The organism is Acinetobacter sp. V89_7, assembly GCF_029967895.1.
Classification (GTDB): domain Bacteria; phylum Pseudomonadota; class Gammaproteobacteria; order Pseudomonadales; family Moraxellaceae; genus Acinetobacter; species Acinetobacter soli.
This window is the reverse complement of sequence record NZ_JASCAJ010000017.1, coordinates 191,000-208,978: the sequence shown is the minus strand read 5'-3', so window position 1 is coordinate 208,978 and position 17,979 is coordinate 191,000. Positions and strand designations below refer to the sequence as shown.

General features: G+C 43.0%; 18 protein-coding genes. 15 read left to right on the top strand and 3 right to left on the bottom strand.

All coding sequences use genetic code 11. The features are described 5' to 3' along the window. Positions 1–104: 104 nt before the first annotated feature. The 10 genes from QLG00_RS02210 to pal all read left to right on the top strand — a co-directional run bounded on the left by QLG00_RS02210 (position 105) and on the right by pal (position 9,862). Entirely contained in the window at positions 105–1,439 is a 1,335-nt protein-coding gene (locus QLG00_RS02210; protein WP_076032032.1) for a deoxyguanosinetriphosphate triphosphohydrolase, read from the top strand. A gap of 110 nt (positions 1,440–1,549) precedes the next feature. Then, positions 1,550–2,155 (top strand): Holliday junction branch migration protein RuvA, encoded by a 606-nt coding sequence (gene ruvA / locus QLG00_RS02205; RefSeq protein ID WP_025094982.1) that lies wholly within the window; start codon positions 1,550–1,552, stop codon positions 2,153–2,155. Between the two features lie 7 nt (positions 2,156–2,162). Further along, the gene (gene ruvB / locus QLG00_RS02200; RefSeq protein ID WP_282470432.1) at positions 2,163–3,167 is read left to right on the top strand and encodes a Holliday junction branch migration DNA helicase RuvB; all 1,005 of its coding nucleotides are present in this window, start codon (positions 2,163–2,165) and stop codon (positions 3,165–3,167) included. Between the two features lie 239 nt (positions 3,168–3,406). After that, complete coding sequence (locus QLG00_RS02195; RefSeq protein ID WP_282470516.1) at positions 3,407–4,744, top strand: amidohydrolase; 1,338 nt, start codon at positions 3,407–3,409, stop codon at positions 4,742–4,744. 284 nt (positions 4,745–5,028) lie between these two features. Further along, entirely contained in the window at positions 5,029–5,436 is a 408-nt protein-coding gene (gene ybgC / locus QLG00_RS02190) for a tol-pal system-associated acyl-CoA thioesterase (protein ID WP_004939350.1), read from the top strand. Positions 5,437–5,462: 26 nt separating this feature from the next. Next, positions 5,463–6,161 (top strand): protein TolQ, encoded by a 699-nt coding sequence (gene tolQ, locus QLG00_RS02185; protein WP_004939353.1) that lies wholly within the window; start codon positions 5,463–5,465, stop codon positions 6,159–6,161. Next, complete coding sequence (gene tolR / locus QLG00_RS02180) at positions 6,161–6,607, top strand: protein TolR (protein ID WP_004939356.1); 447 nt, start codon at positions 6,161–6,163, stop codon at positions 6,605–6,607. The genes tolQ and tolR overlap by 1 nt, the downstream gene beginning before the upstream one ends. 3 nt (positions 6,608–6,610) lie before the next feature. Beyond that, positions 6,611–7,885, top strand: a complete 1,275-nt coding sequence (gene tolA, locus QLG00_RS02175) for a cell envelope integrity protein TolA (protein WP_282470431.1) — start codon at positions 6,611–6,613, stop codon at positions 7,883–7,885. A 93-nt stretch (positions 7,886–7,978) separates the two neighbouring features. Then, the gene (gene tolB / locus QLG00_RS02170) at positions 7,979–9,262 is read left to right on the top strand and encodes a Tol-Pal system beta propeller repeat protein TolB (RefSeq protein ID WP_004939365.1); all 1,284 of its coding nucleotides are present in this window, start codon (positions 7,979–7,981) and stop codon (positions 9,260–9,262) included. A 30-nt stretch (positions 9,263–9,292) separates the two neighbouring features. After that, positions 9,293–9,862: a peptidoglycan-associated lipoprotein Pal gene (gene pal, locus QLG00_RS02165; RefSeq protein WP_282470430.1), complete on the top strand. Its 570-nt coding sequence runs from the start codon at positions 9,293–9,295 to the stop codon at positions 9,860–9,862. A gap of 57 nt (positions 9,863–9,919) precedes the next feature. On the opposite strand, the gene QLG00_RS02160 is transcribed toward pal, so the two are convergent. Beyond that, positions 9,920–10,111: an NF038105 family protein gene (locus QLG00_RS02160; RefSeq protein ID WP_004939372.1), complete on the bottom strand. Its 192-nt coding sequence runs from the start codon at positions 10,109–10,111 to the stop codon at positions 9,920–9,922. Between the two features lie 178 nt (positions 10,112–10,289). Between QLG00_RS02160 and QLG00_RS02155 the strand changes: the two genes are divergently transcribed. From QLG00_RS02155 to QLG00_RS02135, 5 genes are all read left to right on the top strand, one after another. Then, positions 10,290–11,264, top strand: coding sequence for a class 1 fructose-bisphosphatase (locus QLG00_RS02155; protein WP_004939373.1), 975 nt, complete (start codon positions 10,290–10,292; stop codon positions 11,262–11,264). A 49-nt stretch (positions 11,265–11,313) separates the two neighbouring features. Continuing rightward, the gene (locus QLG00_RS02150; RefSeq protein WP_025094987.1) at positions 11,314–12,090 is read left to right on the top strand and encodes an RNA methyltransferase; all 777 of its coding nucleotides are present in this window, start codon (positions 11,314–11,316) and stop codon (positions 12,088–12,090) included. Positions 12,091–12,253: 163 nt separating this feature from the next. Beyond that, the gene (locus QLG00_RS02145) at positions 12,254–12,871 is read left to right on the top strand and encodes an RNA polymerase sigma factor (RefSeq protein ID WP_004939381.1); all 618 of its coding nucleotides are present in this window, start codon (positions 12,254–12,256) and stop codon (positions 12,869–12,871) included. Then, positions 12,858–13,178 (top strand): hypothetical protein, encoded by a 321-nt coding sequence (locus QLG00_RS02140; RefSeq protein WP_004939385.1) that lies wholly within the window; start codon positions 12,858–12,860, stop codon positions 13,176–13,178. Before QLG00_RS02145 ends, QLG00_RS02140 begins: the two co-directional genes overlap by 14 nt. Then, the gene (locus tag QLG00_RS02135; RefSeq protein WP_004939388.1) at positions 13,168–13,569 is read left to right on the top strand and encodes a DUF3106 domain-containing protein; all 402 of its coding nucleotides are present in this window, start codon (positions 13,168–13,170) and stop codon (positions 13,567–13,569) included. The genes QLG00_RS02140 and QLG00_RS02135 overlap by 11 nt, the downstream gene beginning before the upstream one ends. Positions 13,570–13,626: 57 nt before the next feature. Here QLG00_RS02135 and QLG00_RS02130 read toward each other — a convergent pair whose 3' ends face one another. Further along, positions 13,627–16,035, bottom strand: a complete 2,409-nt coding sequence (locus tag QLG00_RS02130) for a CSLREA domain-containing protein (protein ID WP_282470429.1) — start codon at positions 16,033–16,035, stop codon at positions 13,627–13,629. A gap of 14 nt (positions 16,036–16,049) precedes the next feature. Further along, the gene (rbtA, locus tag QLG00_RS02125; RefSeq protein WP_282470428.1) at positions 16,050–17,867 is read right to left on the bottom strand and encodes a rhombotarget A; all 1,818 of its coding nucleotides are present in this window, start codon (positions 17,865–17,867) and stop codon (positions 16,050–16,052) included. Positions 17,868–17,979: the final 112 nt, after the last annotated feature.

The window sequence follows — 17,979 nt, the reverse complement described above, 5'->3', positions numbered from 1 at the left end:
AAGAAATTAAATTTCACTAAAAGCGCCAACTTCTGTCGCACTGATCTAGTGCTTTTTTCTTTTTTTTGGCATCATGAAATCAGAGATCTCAAGAAAAGTTATAAATGGAACAAATGCGCTGGTTAGAGCTGCTTTCAGCGGTTCGTTTAGGTAGTAAAAAAAGTAAAACTGAATTGGCCCGTAGCCCATATCATAAAGATTATGATCGCATCATCTTCTCGCCGAGTTTTCGGCAACTAAACCGCAAAACTCAAGTCCACCCGCTCACCCAGCAAGATGGCATTCACACACGGCTCACACATTCACTTGAAGTATCTTGTGTTGGGCGCACATTAGGAATGTTAGCTGCTGAAAAAATCAAGAATGAACTTCCCGCGTGGATTTCTCCATCAGACATCGGTGCCATTATTCAGGCTGCGTGTCTTGCACATGACATTGGCAATCCACCTTTTGGTCATGCAGGTGAATATGCGATTCGTGACTGGTTCGATGAAGCTGAAAATCAGCGCTATCTTGAAGGCCTTACCCCCGAACAGCATGCCGATGTATGTCAGTTTGAAGGCAATGCCCAAGGCTTACGTATTTTAACGCGTCTAGATTATCACCCCAATGACGGTGGGATGCGACTCACTTTTGCTACACTGGGTGCTTATTTAAAATATCCGTGGTTGTCTCATCCGGTTGACCATATCGACTCAACGCATCTGCGCTCCAAGTTTGGCTGCTATCAGTCTGAAAAAGAAGTACTTGTGCAAATTGCAGAACAACTCGGGCTCATCCAGTTAGGCGACTATCATTATTGTCGCCATCCTTTAACCTATTTACTCGAAGCGGCCGATGATATTTGTTATGCCCTGATTGATCTTGAAGATGGCATCAGCATGAATATGCTCGAATATGATGAAGTTGAGCCTTATTTTCTGAATTTGATTGGTGACTACGGCACCCCACACGAACTGACCCTCCCGCACGCCACATGGCATCAGAAAGTCGCGGCCTTACGTGGACGGGTGATGAAACGTCTGGTTGCAGAAGTAACCAACGCCTTTGCACGTCATCATGATGAAATACTGGCGGGTAAGCTCAATGGCGGTTTATTGCAATATTGCCCAAGTGATATTCATATTGGTATTCAAAATGCAAAAAACCTGACTCGAGATAAAATTTTTGATCATCCACACAAAGCGGATCTTGAATTACTGGCACACTCGAGTTTGCAGCATTTACTCGATGCTTTTATTCCGCTTGCTCAACCAAAACAGCGGCTACGCTTTAAAGATCAGCGTTTAATGGTAATTTTGCAAAATCTTGGCATGATCATGAGTGATGATCTCTATCAAAACATCATGCAGATTTTAGATATTATCAGTCGTTTTTCCGACCATCAGGCTTATGCCATTTCGCAAGAGCTCAAAGGCAATAAAGTCAGCATGTTTTAAATTTTAGTCGCCAGATCAAATCAGTTGCTTGTACAACAGCCGGTTATTTGCTGTGGAGTATCAAGATTTTTGTTATTGTATTTTTTGAATTTGAAGAGTGATTGAATCGCATGATTGGTTGTTTAATTGGTGAAGTTTTTGCGCTTGAGGCGCCGACCGTATTGCTGAATGTCAATGGTGTCGGTTATGAAATCGACACGCCGCTATCAACATTTTGTCAGTTGCAAAAAGGACAACGCGTCACATTATGGACGCATCTGGTGGTTCGAGAAGATGCACAGCAACTGTTTGGTTTTATCGATGCACAAGAAAAGTTGGTTTTTAGAACCCTACTCAAAGTGAATGGTGTTGGTCCCAAAATGGCATTGGGCATTTTATCTACCCTCAGCATTGATTTACTGATCCATACCATTGAGCATGATGACATCAATACTCTTATTAAAGTTCCTGGGGTAGGTAAAAAAACAGCCGAACGTTTAATGATAGAGTTACGTGATCGCTTCAAAGCCTTATCTACTCCGAGTGGCACAGGCTCCGCTATGGCGCCAGCACAGATCCAGTTTAGCGCTAACTCCCCCGTGGCAGAAGCAGAAGCCGCCTTACAGTCATTGGGCTATAAACCAGCAGAAGCACAAAAAGCAGTGGCAGCAGCAAAAGCCAACCACACCGAAGCAGCCGATATTATTCGTGCTGCATTAAAATCGATGATGAAGTGAGCCGTCAATGAGTGATCGTTTAATCAGTGGCAGTGAAAAACCAGAAGATCATTTTGATCGCGCCATTCGTCCTACCTCGCTCGCTGACTATATTGGTCAGCCCGTGGTTCGTGAGCAAATGGAAATCTTTATTGGTGCGGCACGTGGCCGAGGTGAAGCACTGGATCATACGCTTATTTTTGGTCCTCCTGGCTTAGGAAAAACCACACTGGCCAACATTATTGCCAGAGAAATGGGTGGAAACCTCAAGTCAACTTCAGGCCCGGTGCTTGAGCGTGCCGGTGACCTTGCCGCCATGCTGACCAATCTTGAAGAAGGTGATGTGCTGTTTATCGATGAGATTCATCGTTTATCGCCGGTCATCGAAGAAATTCTGTATCCAGCAATGGAAGATTATCAACTGGATATCATGATTGGTGAAGGGCCTGCTGCGCGTTCGATCAAGCTTGATCTTCCACCGTTTACCCTAGTGGCCGCCACAACACGAGCAGGTCTACTCACCTCGCCGCTGCGTGATCGATTCGGTATTGTCCAGCGTCTTGAATTTTACTCGGTCGAGGATCTGACCCATATCGTGACGCGCTCTGCAAATCTGATGGATGTTCCGATCACACATTCGGGTGCGGCCGAAATCGCACGTCGTGCACGAGGTACGCCGCGTATCGCCAATCGTTTGCTCCGACGAGTACGTGATTATGCGCAGGTAAAAGGGACTGGTGAAATTACACAAGAAATGGCGCAACGTGCACTTGATATGCTGAATGTAGACAAAGACGGGCTAGACACACTCGATCGACGTTACTTAAGCATGCTGCTTGAACGTTTTGATGGCGGACCGGCAGGTGTGGAAGCATTGGCTGCCGCTATGGCAGAAGATAGCGGAACGCTTGAAGATGTGATTGAGCCGTATCTTATTCAACAAGGTTATGTGATGCGTACCGCTCGTGGCCGAATTGTCACCAACATGGCGTATTTACAATTTGGCTTAACCCCGCCAGAGCCTAAAAGCTAATTTTTAAGAATGTGCCAGCGAGAAAAAATTGATCTCTGGCACATTTAAATCGTGGCTTTTTTACATATATCATTTCTGTAATTTTTATAATAATCAAAGAATAAGTATACGTATTAAGTATTTTTTTATACTTAATACGCTCATGCAATTTCGCCATAAAATTGGCAAAATAACGTTATCAAAATACAAAAAACGATTTTTGAAAAAGGAATTTTCTCTTGAAACAATTTAAAAAAGCACTGCTATGCACGCTGTCACTTTTTACAGTCTGCACAGCGAGTTATGCCGATTGGGTGAAACAGTCAGCTCAACAAGTTGAACCGCAAACAATTCAGTTACGTCATCAAATCCATCAGCATCCCGAACTTGGGAATATGGAGTTTCAAACCTCAAAACTGGTCCAGTCCGAGCTGAAATCTTATGGTATTGAAGTAAAAACCGGTTATGCTAAAACAGGCGTGATAGGCATATTAAAAGGTGCAAAACCAGGTCCGGTAATGGCATTACGTGCCGATATGGATGCACTTCCTATGCAAGAGCAAACAGGACTTCCCTTCGCAAGTCAAACCAAAGCCATCTATCAAGGTAAAGAAAGTTACGTGATGCATGCTTGTGGTCACGACGCGCACACCGCGATGCTTCTGAGCGCTGCAAAAATTCTGGCTCAGCATAAAGATAAAATTGCGGGCACAGTGGTGTTTCTGTTTCAGCCTGCTGAAGAAGGCGGTGCAGATATTGATAACTTTACTCAGGGTGATCAAATTGGATCACGTAAAATGATTGCAGATGGCGCATTAAATCAACCAAAACCTGAAGTGATATTTGGTCTTCATGTGATCGCGGGTATGAAAAGTGGAGAGCTATATTACAAAGATGGTGTGATTTTAAACAGTGCAGATCAGCTTCGTATTCGTGTTACGGGACAAGCCGTACACGGCTCAACACCTTGGTATGGACGCGACCCTGTTGTCGCTTCAGCAGAGATTATCAATAATTTACAGACCTTGATAAGTCGTCGTACCGATTTATCAAAAGGAATGGGCGTTGTCAGTATTGGAAATATTCAGGCAGGCACGGCAGGTAATATTATTCCTGAGCAAGTTGCTATGGTTGGGACTATTCGTTCTAATCATGAAGATATTCGTCAAACGATTTTAAAAGATTTACCTGTCATGGTTGAGCACATTGGCTTGGCAAATGATGTGAAAACCCACGTTGATATCGCACAGTATGCTCCGGTCACCTCAAATAATAAAATATTAACTGAATCTATGCTGCCAACACTTAACACCGTTGTTGGTGTGCAAAAACTACATCGCCTAGATACGAATGCCAGCGCGAGTGAAGACTTTTCATACTATGGTCGATACATGCCATCGTTGTTTGTATTTCTTGGAGCAACCCCAAGCACAATTGAACTTAACAAAGCCGCACCAAATCATAATCCTAATTTTATTGTCGATGATGCAACTTTAAAAACAGGCGTTGAAACACATGTGAGGTTTGTTTTGGACTATCCAAATGTAGCGCAAAAAGTACAAGATGCTTGGTTAAATAAAGATCAGAATCCATCTTAATTGAAACTGATGGCAATTTAAATAAGTGCACTCTGCTTAAAATTAAACAATTATGCACCACTAAGATCTTAATTATTCTGGATTTTTAGGAAAAATTCCAGAATTTTTTTTTCGTTTAAATCATCATGATGATTGGAGTGTTGTGCCATTGGACGCTTCAGATAAGCTGATAAACTTCAATGCGGTAGAACCTTGGCGCATGAGCAAATTTTTCTACTTTTCCCGCAGATTTTGAACAGCGCCAACTCAAAACACAATATTGAATCAAAAGACGGAACACTCTCATGGCGAATAAATTCGAATTCCAAATTCGTGTATATATTGAAGATACTGATGCCGGCGGTATCGTCTATCATGCTAACCATATTCGCTATCTTGAAAGAACTCGTACAGAATGGCTTCGTGCCTCTGGCATCGATCACTACTGGCACCAAAAAGACTATAACTTTGTTGTGCACAAAATTGCACTGAAGTACATTCGCCCAATCATGATGGACGATATGATCACTGTTACAGCAAGTGTAGTTTCATGTAAAGCTTCGTCATTTGTATTGCAACAAAATATATATCGTGGTGAAATCATGCTAGCTTCTGGTGAAGTGGAACTGGCGTGTTTAAATGCTGAATTGCGCCCTCGTCGTTTACCAGATGAAATTCGTGGTCTTATTCTTCAAGAATTGGAACAAGCTTAAAAAAACAAACTTTGGCACACGTAACTATGGCAACACCAGCTCAATCTTCATTGCATATTTCTGATCTTATTTTACAAGCAAGTCCTGTGGTACAGGCCGTAATGTTGATCTTACTTTTCGCATCGATTTATAGTTGGTATCTGATTGCCAAGTTACATATGAGCTATAAAAAATCTGCACAACAGGATGAACATTTTCAAAAAATGTTCTGGTCGGGTGCAGAGCTGAATACGCTTTACAACAATGCACAGCTCAACTCAAAACGCACAGGTCTTGAAGATATCTTTTATCATGGACTGGGTGAGTTTTTTAAACTTAAAAAGCGCCATGCTCCCGCCTCTCAAAGTATTGAAGGAACTGAGCGAATTTTACGTGTCGGTTTGAGTCGGGATCAAGGCCGCCTCGAACAAGGACTTGGTGCCTTGGCCAGTATTGGTTCTGTTGCACCTTATATTGGTCTGTTTGGTACCGTATGGGGCATTATGAATGCCTTTATCGGTTTGTCAGCAGTTGATCAAGTCACCCTGGCCACTGTTGCACCAGGCATCGCAGAAGCACTTATTGCCACAGCAATCGGTTTGTTCGCTGCAATTCCAGCGGTACTCGCCTTTAACCATTATACAGCTAAGGGTGAAGCGCTTTATTCTGACCGCGCACTTTTTGCAGAAGAAATGGTCGCATTGCTGCAACGTCAATCTGTAGGTTCCACTCAGGAAGACGTATAATGGCCATTCAGCGTTCCGGGCGCTTTGAGCGCATTAAAAAGCCGTTAAAAAGTGACATGAATGTCGTACCCTATATTGATGTCATGCTGGTGCTCTTGGTTATTTTTATGGTGACTGCTCCAATGATCACCAGTGGTATTAAAGTAGATCTACCACAAGCCAATAACACACCAATTGAATCTAAAGAACCCGCAATCGTAACCCTTGGACAAGATGGCCAGATTTTTCTGCAATATAAAGATCACAAAGAAGAACCTGTTTCACTCGATCAGCTCAAAAATATATTAGGAGAGGCTCAAGCTCAGGCTGATCAAAGCAATCAGAAGCTGACTGTATTGGTCAATGGTGAAAAATCTAGACCTTATGGCGATGTGGTTTCACTCATGTCTACTTTACAAGCAGCAGGTTTAACACAAGTTGGTCTGCTTACAGAACCATTAAAGTAACCCATGAAAAATTTTCAAAAGCCCGCTTTTAAAGAACGATCAATTGCACTCGGATTTACACTTGGTGTGCATACGCTGGCAATTGTTGGCTTACTTTATTTGGGCTTAAGTAAACCACCTGAACCGCCTAAAAAAATCACCACTGTACTGGTGAACCCTGCCGATTTGGCTTTACCTGTTCAAGAAGCAGATACGACGAGTACGCAAGTCGCACAGAACATACAGTCAACACAAACACCCAATCAAGAAGCTCCCATTATTCCTGCAAGTCCTCAAGAGCAATCTCAATCTGAGGCAAATGCCGCCGCACTCGCAGCAGCAACGGCTGCCGCAAAAGCTCAAGAGCTGACACAAGCAAAAAAAGCAGCAGCTGAAGCAAAGCGTGAAGCAGAAGATAAAGCTCGAGCTGAAGCTCAAGAAAGATTAAAAGCCAAGGTAGAGGCTGCTGAAAAGACTAAAGCCGATGCAGCCGAAAAGGTCAAAGCTGAAGCCGCTCAAAAAGCTAAAGCCGATGCCGCTGCAAAAGCCAAAGCTGAAGCAGCAGAAAGAGCCAAAGCCGACGCTGCTGCAAAAGCTAAAGCGGATGCTGCTGCAAAAGCCAAAGCTGAAGCCGCTGCAAAAGCTAAAGCCGACGCTGCTGCAAAAGCCAAAGCTGAAGCAACAGAAAGGGCCAAAGCCGACGCTGCTGCAAAAGCCAAAGCGGATGCCGCTGCAAAAGCCAAAGCGGATGCCGCTGCAAAAGCTAAAGCGGATGCCGCTGCAAAAGCTAAAGCGGATGCTGCTGCAAAAGACAAAGCCGAAGCAGCAGAAAGGGCCAAAGCGGATGCTGCCGCAAAAGCCAAAGCTGACGCTGCTGCAAAAGCCAAAGCGGATGCTGCCGCAAAAGCCAAAGCGGATGCTGCTGCAAAAGCCAAAGCGGATGCTGCTGCAAAAGCTGAAGCTGAAGCCCGTGAATCTGCAGCAGAAAAAGCACAGCAAGAAGCGGCACAGAGGAAAGCTGAAGCTAGACGCGTGGCTTCAAGTGCCAAAAAAGATTTCGAGCAGAAAATTTACCGCGCATGGAATATTCCTATGGGTGCAGCTGGTAAAAAAGCCACTGCACGTGTCACTTTAAGTGATAGCGGCTCTGTACTTTCGGTGGTGGTGAATTCCAGTGATGCAGATGTCAAAGCGAGTGTCGAAGCTGCGGTACGATCAGCCGCCCCTTATCCAATGCCGTCAGACCCAGATGCACGACGTGAAGCGCGTACGTTTACCTCGTCGTTTACAGCAAAATAATTTTTGATTGTGATTACATGCTTTAAATGGATTCAAAGCATGTAATCGTGCTAAAACAGCACAAGCCATTCAATTTGACCCTCTATCACGACTATGGATATGACGCGTAAACATTTACTTTCTTTCGCACTCATTGCGGCTCTCGGGATGACCGTGACTTCAAACACGTTTGCCCAATTGCATCTTGAAATTGCAAAGGCGCCTGAAGAAGCGCCTAAAATCGCGATTGTGCCTTTTGCAAATGATCAATCCTTGTTTCCGATTGTGGAAAACGACTTGAATCGATCTGGTCGTTTTAGCAGTTCTTCAAAAAATTTACCCGCTACAGCTTCGGTAGATCAGGTGCAGGCTTCAGCATGGCAATCTGCCGGCATTCCCTATGTCGTGGTAGGTAATGTTAAACCTGCAGCCAATAATGCACTTGAAGTACATTACCAACTTTACGATGTGCAAAAGCAGCAATATCTTTTAAATGAAGTCTTAACTGTTCCAGCTTCGCGCGTACGTCAGGCTGCGCATATGATCAGTGATGCGATTTATCAAGCCCTCACTGGTATACCGGGCGACTTTAGCGGGCGTATTGCCTACGTACTTCGTAATCCTGCTACTCCAAATCAGCGTTATACACTCCAGATCGCAGACACAGATGGCGAACAACCTAAAACCGTTTTATCGTCTCGTGATCCAATTCTATCACCGGCATGGACACCCGACGCTAAAAAGATTGCTTATGTATCTTTTGAAACCAAACGACCCGCTATTTATTTGCAAGATTTAGCAACGGGGCAACGCGAAGTTTTGGCAAGTTTTAAAGGCTTAAACGGCGCGCCAAGTTTTTCTCCAGACGGCAAATCGATGTTATTTACAGCGTCGATGAACGGCAATCCAGAAGTCTATCAAATGGATTTAACCACCCGCCAATTACAGCGCATGACCAACGATAACGCGATTGATACAGAAGCACGTTATGCACCAGATGGCAAATCCTTTATTTTTACCTCAGATCGCGGTGGCTCACCTCAAATTTATCGCTACAGTTTCGATGATTCATCGGTTAAGCGCTTGACCTTCCGTGGTGCCTTTAATGCACGTGGCACACTCAGTGCAGACGGTAAGAATATCGCATTGGTACATCGCCCTTCAGGTAGTAATTACAAAGTGGCCATCATGAATATTTCGACTGGTATCGTGAATATTCTGACCCCAACCAGCCTTGATGAATCACCAAGCTTTTCACCGAATGGCCAGATGGTGGTCTATGCTACCTATGAAGGAAGTCGTGGCTTATTGTCTATTATGTCGACAGATGGCCGCTTCCGAATGAATTTACCAAGTGAACAGGGTGAAGTGAGAGAACCTGCGTGGGCACCGAAATAACGCTTAGACATAATCTTACTGGAGATTAATATGAACGCTGTGAAATTATTTGTTTTACCTGTGCTGGCAACAGCGGTAATCATGACAGGATGTGCAAGCCGCAAACCTGCTGCACCTGTGACCACTGGAACGAATCCAACTGGCACGACCACTGTAAGCACAGAAGGCTTAAGTGAAGATGCTGCATTAAATGCAAAAAATCTGACTGGTGCGTCATCTAAAGGGGTCACTGCTGCAAATCGTGCCTTTCTGGCAAAACGCGTGGTCCATTTCGATTACGACAGCAGTGATTTATCCACTGAAGACTATCAAACACTTCAAGCACATGCTCAATTTCTAATGGCAAATGCAAACTCTCGTGTTGCATTGACAGGTCATACAGATGAACGCGGTACACGTGAATACAATATGGCCTTAGGTGAGCGTCGTGCAAAAGCAGTACAAAGCTACCTAATCACCAATGGCGTCAATCCACAGCAGCTTGAAGCAGTGAGTTATGGCAAAGAAATGCCAATTAATGCGGGTCATGAGGAAGCAGCATGGAAAGAGAACCGTCGCGTTGAAATCAACTACGAAGCAGTTCCTCCTTTGTTGAAGTAATAGATAAAAAATATAAAAAGCGCCTTCATTGAAAGGCGCTTTTTATATGAATGTCTTTTACTGTGAAGTATGGTTTGAATCTGCTTCTTGGTGCTGAAACGACTCGATCAAATCGTGTTTATTAAACTCTTTATATTCAGGTTTTGCTTGATACCCTTCCCAAGCTGCAGCAATACTTTCTTTGGAGATCTCATCCAAACTCAAAGCTTCGCTCGGCGTGGGACTTGGCTCAAACTTCTTGGTCGTCATTTTTGCTGCTCCTACCCTCGGATTTCTCCTATGCCACTAAACATAACATGTTATGGCAAGCTTGCAAGCAAAAAATAACCAGAAATAAAGTAAGATAATTTTTCTTTTTGTCCAATCTCATCTAAACTATGCGCCAGTTGCAGATCACCACTATTCATCTTCTTCGGAGTTATTTTGTATGTCAAATCTCACCTTGGCTCAATACCTACAACAAAAAAATGGGAATTTGACACCTGAGTTGGCACAAGTGATTGAAACAATTACAAATGCTTGTAAAGAAATTGATCAAGCCATTCAAAAAGGAGCATTGGCCGATCTGCTTGGAAGCGCAGGTAACGAAAATGTTCAGGGTGAAACGCAGAAAAAACTCGATGTGTTATCAAATGATCTTTTGCTTGATGCCCTTCAAGCACACCCTCAGGTAGGTGGCCTTGCATCGGAAGAGCTGGACGATTTTACCCCAGGTCATCAAGATGGCAAGTACTTGGTTTTGTTTGATCCTTTAGATGGATCAAGCAACATTGATATCAATATGTGCGTCGGCACTATTTTTTCGGTTTTACCTGCCAAACAAGCAGTGACGCAAGCTGCTGACTTCATGCAGCCTGGTACAGCTCAGGTTGCTGCCGGTTATGTTATGTATGGGCCTTCAACTATGATGGCGCTTACCTTTGGTGCAGGCGTAGACTTCTTCACTTTCGATATCGAAAGCCGTGAGTTTATCTTGACGACTGCGTCGGTTAAAGTTAATGCGGATACTCAAGAATTCGCTATCAACGCTTCAAACCAACGTCACTGGGAAGCACCAGTTAAACGTTATATCGATGAGTTGCTTGCAGGAAAAACGTCGGTTCGCGGTAAAGATTTCAATATGCGCTGGATCGCATGTATGGTGGCAGATGTTCATCGTATTTTATGCCGTACTGGTATCTTTATGTATCCATACGATTTGAAAGATCCAAGCTCAGCTGGACGTTTACGTCTCATGTATGAAGCCAATCCAATGAGCTTTATTATTGAACAAGCAGGCGGTGCAGCAACCACGGGTCGCGTGCGTATCATGGAAATCGAGCCAAACGATCTTCATCAGCGCGTTCCTGTCATTATCGGCTCAAAAAATGAAGTCGATCTTGTGACCGGTTATCATCAGTAATTTTATCAGACTGTGATGTCAGTTTTGGCATCACAGTGGACTTTTATATATGTCGATTATTTATCTTGAATCTAAAGATAACCCCAAAATTAAACATTTGCGCGGGCTGATCGAACAGCAAGCTTTTCGTAAAAAGAACCGTCAAACTGTACTTGAAGGCACACATTTATGTTTGTCTTGGTTACAGCAACAACGCAAAATTAACAGCATTTTTACCACTGAAGCCGCATTAAAACATCCAGATTTTGACGCCATCGCAGCGCAATATACTGGCCACGTGTTTATTTTAGCAGAAAGTTTATACCGCGATTTAAGTACGCTTGGTACCTCACTGGCATGTTTGGCGATTATCGACTTACCTCAATCAAGTCAGGCCATCGATTTTTCTCAAGATACACTTATTTTGGAAAACATTCAGGATCCAGGCAATGTCGGAACGTTGCTTCGCTCTGCAGCGGCGGCCAATATTAAGCAAGTCATTTGCACCAAAGGTTCGGCATCTTTATGGTCGCCTCGCGTATTACGAGCCGGGATGGGTGCACATTTTAGTCTGTTTACCTTTGAAAACATTGCGCTTGATGTTGTACTTGATCAGTTTAAAATTCCGGTCTATGTGACCAGCTCGCACGAGGCGACCAGTATCTATGATCAAGATTTAACCCAATCTTGTGTCTGGATATTAGGGAATGAAGGTCAGGGTGTGTCAGATTATGCACTTGCACATGCGCAAAGTGTCACCATTCCGCAGCCGGGTGGTCAGGAATCCTTAAATGTGGCCATTGCAGGCTCTATCTGTTTTTTTGAAATGGTTCGCCAACGACTGTAGAAACGTTAATTTATATTAAAGTCTCTCTTTTATCGAATAAAATCATTTAGACTGTATGTAAATAACTGTTGATGTTGTCAACCTATTCTTCTTGTTGAGCGTTATATAGAACATGTAACCAGATAGGAAGAATGGGGATCGAATGACAGGATTTTCCATCTCTATGGATTTAGCGCCCAAACAGTCTCGAACTGAACGTAGTACCCATGAAGGTACTGCCGAACAACGTCTTAAGTTTTTTATGCAAGATGTGAGCGGCCGTGCGCTTGTCATGATGGAAAGTGCCACTCAAGGTCAGCAAGGCATTGCCATGGATCTGGTACAAGAAGCGTTTATTTCGCTTCACAAGTCTTATGCAGACAAGAGTATCGATGAATGGTATCCTCTTTTTTACACCATACTGAATAATAAATTACAGGACTGGCGGCGTAAGGAAGCCCGAAGGTCTAACCCATTTTCTTTTTTTAAAAAAGTCAGTTTAGATTCCGACGACGAAATAACTGATGTTGTTGATGAAACAACACCTAATCCTTTTGACTTTCTGGATCAAGCCGTAACCATTGAAGAGATTCAAGACGCCATCAGTAAACTACCTGTTCGACAACAACAGGCGTTTATGTTGCGTGCTTGGGAAGGGTTTGATACTCAAACCACTGCTCAGATCATGAATTGCACAGAGGGAAGCGTAAAAACGCATTACCATCGCGCTATTCAGGGTTTACGCGCTTCGTTAGCTCATTTAAATCCATCTTTGGGAGGTTCATCAGATGAATCAAGATGATTTCACAAAGCGTGTGACGTCTAAGCTTGATGGACTCGCACGTCATCATAAAAACAAAGCTGTTGTCATGACCCATGTTCTTGAAAAAATTAAAGAAGAACCAAAGTCATACTATAGCGTGTGGAAAATGTCAGGTTTTGCTCTGGCCGCAGCAATCACAGGTTTTGTGATTTTGCCAAGCTCGTTTGATCTGACTGAAAAACCACAAAATCAAGTCATTGTGACACCAAAACTTTCACCGCAAATGGTGGAGGATTTTGAAATGCTAAGTGTACTTGGCGAAGATAAGGTGCCTCATGGTAGCTAAACGACTCGCCATTGCCCTATGTGCTTTAAGCTTTCTGCAAACTAGTTTTGCAGGATTCGAGCGTTTTTGGTTTTTTTCCAAAGATGCCAATACGCAAGTCAATGAAACCTGGGATGCACTTTCAGATGACGAACAACGTGCACTCATACAGCGCTACCAATCGCTGAAAGAGGCACCAAAAGATAAAAAAATTGATTTGCAGCAGCGTATGGACTGGTTCACTCAGCTTCCAGAGCAAGAAAAACAAAAAATGCGAGATACTTGGCAAAAAATGAGTACTCAAGAACGCAACGATTTAAGAAAACGTATGCAAAATGCCAGTATGGAAGAGCGTACTCAAATTCGTGAAGAATACATTCATAAGTATCTGACGACCGCCGACCCGCAATAATACAGCGATATAACAAAAAAGAGGTCGATTGACCTCTTTCTTACTTTTAGAAGTTGACTATTTGAAGCGTCTGTATAGCGCAAGCCCCATAAGACCAATTACGCCGAATACACCAAGACTGCCACCCCCACCGCGACTGTCATTGGTTGTTGTTGCGGTATTGACCAGTTTGACTGTCGCTTGTTCAGACTTTAGACCTTCAGCATCGTAAATCACATATTTGAAGGAATAATTAAATGGGCTGAAGTTGTTTTTTACCTGTATACGCAGATTACCGCCATAACAAAGATTAGCAATATCATCACCCGGACAGTTACCTGTTCGGTCTGCTGCAATGGTAATACCTGATGGGACATCAATTAAACTTACTGCAAGCTCTGCCCCGTCATCATTGCGATAAAATTTTGGTTTATTTGGATTTGACGTTAAGGTTGAACTTGGCCCATCGCCATCATCACTGTCATTGCTCAGCAGATTAACGCTAATTTCTTGACTGCTGCCATATTGCAGACTGTACTCATCATCTTTTGCAATTGGTTTAATATTGACAAACTGTGCAAATAACAATCCAGATGACTGACTACTCGAATCCGTTTTTGACGTTAATGTATATTGGCAAATGTTGTATTCATCGGCTTGTGTAATGGTATCGTCTTTACGTGAAATAATGATCCGTTTTAAAGTCGGATTCCATTCACACTGTAAATTTGCATCGTCTCTTAATTTGATTACGCTTGCGGTACTGCTTGAGTTATTCAATGTACCAATTCCAAAACGTTGCACGCTTACATTATAATTTTCCAGATTTAATGGCTGGATTTCATGCGCGGCGTTTTCATTGGCAAAACTTTTTGCAAACGGATCGACGTAAATTGCACGGTACTTTAAATTGGCTTTGGTATTGGTCACCAAGTCACTGTATTTTTGAAATTCATCGCGATATAACGGTAAAAATTTCGGATCTGTGGCACTGTCTTCAATCAGTTTCTTATACGAATCCCTTAAAGTTTCATAACCTGAATTAGTATTTGTGAATAAATCGACCAATGATGTATTGGTTAGATTTTTTAAATCACTTGCGGTCAGTTTTAACAATTCAATTGAACCGATATCACAGCTATTGGCAGCAGCGGGATTCAGCAATAACGTCGCATCGGTAATCCGCTGAATACCACGTTGATCATTTTTGGCATTACAACTGGTCGAGCCGACATCAACCAAATCGCTTTGATTTTGATTATTTCTTGGAAAATATACAGGTAAGTAATTGGTATTTTTATCACCTGCACGTAAATCTTCGAACAGGCTTGAGAAGCTGGTGGTACTCACATCGATGGTATTGTGCTGTGTAGCTAAAACCTCATTACCGACATCACACTGCCCTTCTTTTGCAGCAGACAAAACCAGCGCATTATAAGATAAATTTAAACCGGTCGAAGTTTCTGATTTGGCATCACCGTATGCATAACGGCATGATTTTCCAGTATTTGCAAATAAAGCATTCAGGGTTAGTCTCTTGGTACCAGTCTTGTCGTATAAAAAGGTACTAAATGCTGTGTTTTTAACAATCGTGTTATTTTCAAGGGTTAAATTGGAGCTGGCATCAAGATTACTCGATTGCGAGTTTGATTGATCACTGCTGAATTTTATAATACTGCCAGAAGTCGGATTGGCAGTGTTGAGTGCAATCGTGTTAGCAGTTAAAGTTGCTGTGGGCGTTCCACAAAAGGTCAGTACACTGTCACTCGATGCACTGCCATTTTGTATAATGCTGTTATTGGTCAGCGTGAGAGTGCGTGGATTAAGCACACCGAAGTCACGGCATGCCATGCCCAGTACTGCATTGGTTGATGCTGTATTTCCCTGAAAAAGGCTATTACTGATCGTCACGGCACTGGTGCCATTTTCAAGATAAATTGCGCCACCATTGGCTGCGCTCGAGTTGAGGATATTTACCCGATTGAGCGTGGTCGATCCGCCTAAATAAAGCGCTCCCCCACGATCCGAACTACGGCCCTGACGTAACTCGAGATCATTCAAAGTGAGTGCAGATTTCGCATTGGTGGTATTTAAAATACGTACATTATTTTGTCCTGAAATCACAGTTTTCACTGCGGTCAGTGCAGGATACTGCTGGGTGATTGCATCTTTTTGCGTATAATCGAGCGCCTCTTTTCCTTTAATAATCACCTGTGAAGTCGGTACCAGCTCGGAACTCAAATTATACGTTCCCGCTTCAAGCTGGATGGTATCGGTGCTAGATGCAACGGTATTTCCAGCTGAACATCCACCATAGGCTTTATTGGCTGCCGCGGCTTTAAGCGCCATGCGTAGTGAACATTTGGCACTTGAGTCACTGTCGATATCTTCAAAGGTATTCACGTATATGGTTTTATCTTCTGCTGCCATGAGTGACATGGCTGATAAAATCATTAATGTCAGTATTCCTTTTTTATAATTCTGCATGATTCATCCTTTTCTTACTGCTGACGTTTCCGACGCCACATCATCAATCCACCCAATACGATCAAGCTTCCCCAGCCGAAACTACCACCACCACCTGTACTGACTTTTTTATCTTCGAAGGTGTTGGGCGGGTTTTGTACAATACGCACAGGAATATCGATATACTTGCTGTTGGTCGACGAACTAAAACGGCTAAATGTGGTTACAACACGGATTTTAAATTCATCTGTTCCGTGCCAGTTGCCATTGGGTGTGTAAACCACATTTCCATCCTGATCGAGCGTTAACGCTCCCTTAGATGGCGTATTGGTTTGTATAACGTCCAAACAACCGACTTGCCATGCTTTACCGTCTGTACGTTTTCCTAAAATAGCCTCGCACGCACTCGCCGGAACTAATTCCCCATCTGTGAGTTGTTCTGCAATCGAAAATTTTGCCTGTTCACCATATAAAATATCACTTCCCACAGTAGCGATTGATGAGGTGTCGATGACGAGTTCAATGGCACCCAAGTCACATGATTGATTACTACTACGAGATTTACCACGCTGATCGACTGATTCACATGCACCCGTGCCACTAATACGACCACGATTCACAATCAAAGAGTCATCTAAACTGTTGTAGCTAAGCAATAAGCGCGGTCTAAAAAAACCTAAAAAGGTCATACTCGGTGTAGCAAACGGACACAGTAGTCCTTCAGCAGGTGCGAGTGTACATTTTCCTTCTACACTCGAGCCTGCAAATAGTTTTACAGCACCGAGATTAATATTGGGTGCATTACTTGAACCCGATCCACAGTCAGAATTCACTAGATTATTTTGAATCAAGCTTTTGTCAGAGCTTGTAAAGGTACAGTTCTTGGCAGTTTGTAATACTTCATTTTGAACAATCCCGTTTTCAACCACAATACTATTGGCTAAATAGGCATTACCAAGCGGCGCATCGAAATAGATACCCAAAGAGTTGCGTACCACTGTGTTGTTATTCAAACTCTGGCCATCACGTAAATTGATGAGATAGCCCGTGTTTTTAAGGATTGTCGAATTTTTTACACCATACAACCCCGAACTAAAAAAACCCGCTGTAAGATCATCGCTAAACTTTGCTGCGCTAAAAAATAATGTCGGTGTCGTTGTAGTCGTTGCAGTGTTGTCTCGCACAACCGATTGAGTCATCACAAATCGAGGAAGATCACTGTAAATTACAGCGCCTTGGCTGGCAGTATTATTTTGCATCAAACTATTGATAATGGTGACTGATCCACTGGATTTATCTGTAGTTGATGCTTGTGCGTTATAAATTGCGCCACCCAAATTCGCATATCCGTTTTTAAGCGTCACATAACTTAAAACGAGTGTCTCTTGGTTGTATATCAAACCACCCTGAGCAATGCCGCAATCTTTGGCACAGCCATCCAGATTCACTTCTGTGAGCTGAACATTATATTGCTCATTCTGGGTGCTATCATCACGGATTCGAAAAATCTGATCAGCCCCTGTCATTTTGATGGTGGCATTATTCAAACCTAGCTGATTGGTAATAGTCGTGTCGTAAGTGGTTTTAATTTGCAATGCTTTTTTAATTTCAATTTTGCTTTTTAATTCGTAGGTTTTACTTTTTTCAAGCAAAATAACCGGGTTGCTGTCTTTGCCCCCGCATCCATTGTAGCCTGATTCAGGCGACCCTTTATTAATGTACTCCACAGCTTCACGTAGTGAGCACAATTGGTCATCTTTCACTTCATCCGCTGTGGTGTTTACTATAATACTGTCACAGTACGCATGCCCCGCAATACACAACAAGCCAATGCCTAAGCCCTGCTTGAGCATATTATTCTCCTTAACATTCCATTTTTCATTATTTTTTTAAAGTTGCTCTATCCCAACAACTTTGAATTCTTTGCCTACTTTGTCACAGCTAGAGTAATTACTCAAGATCTAA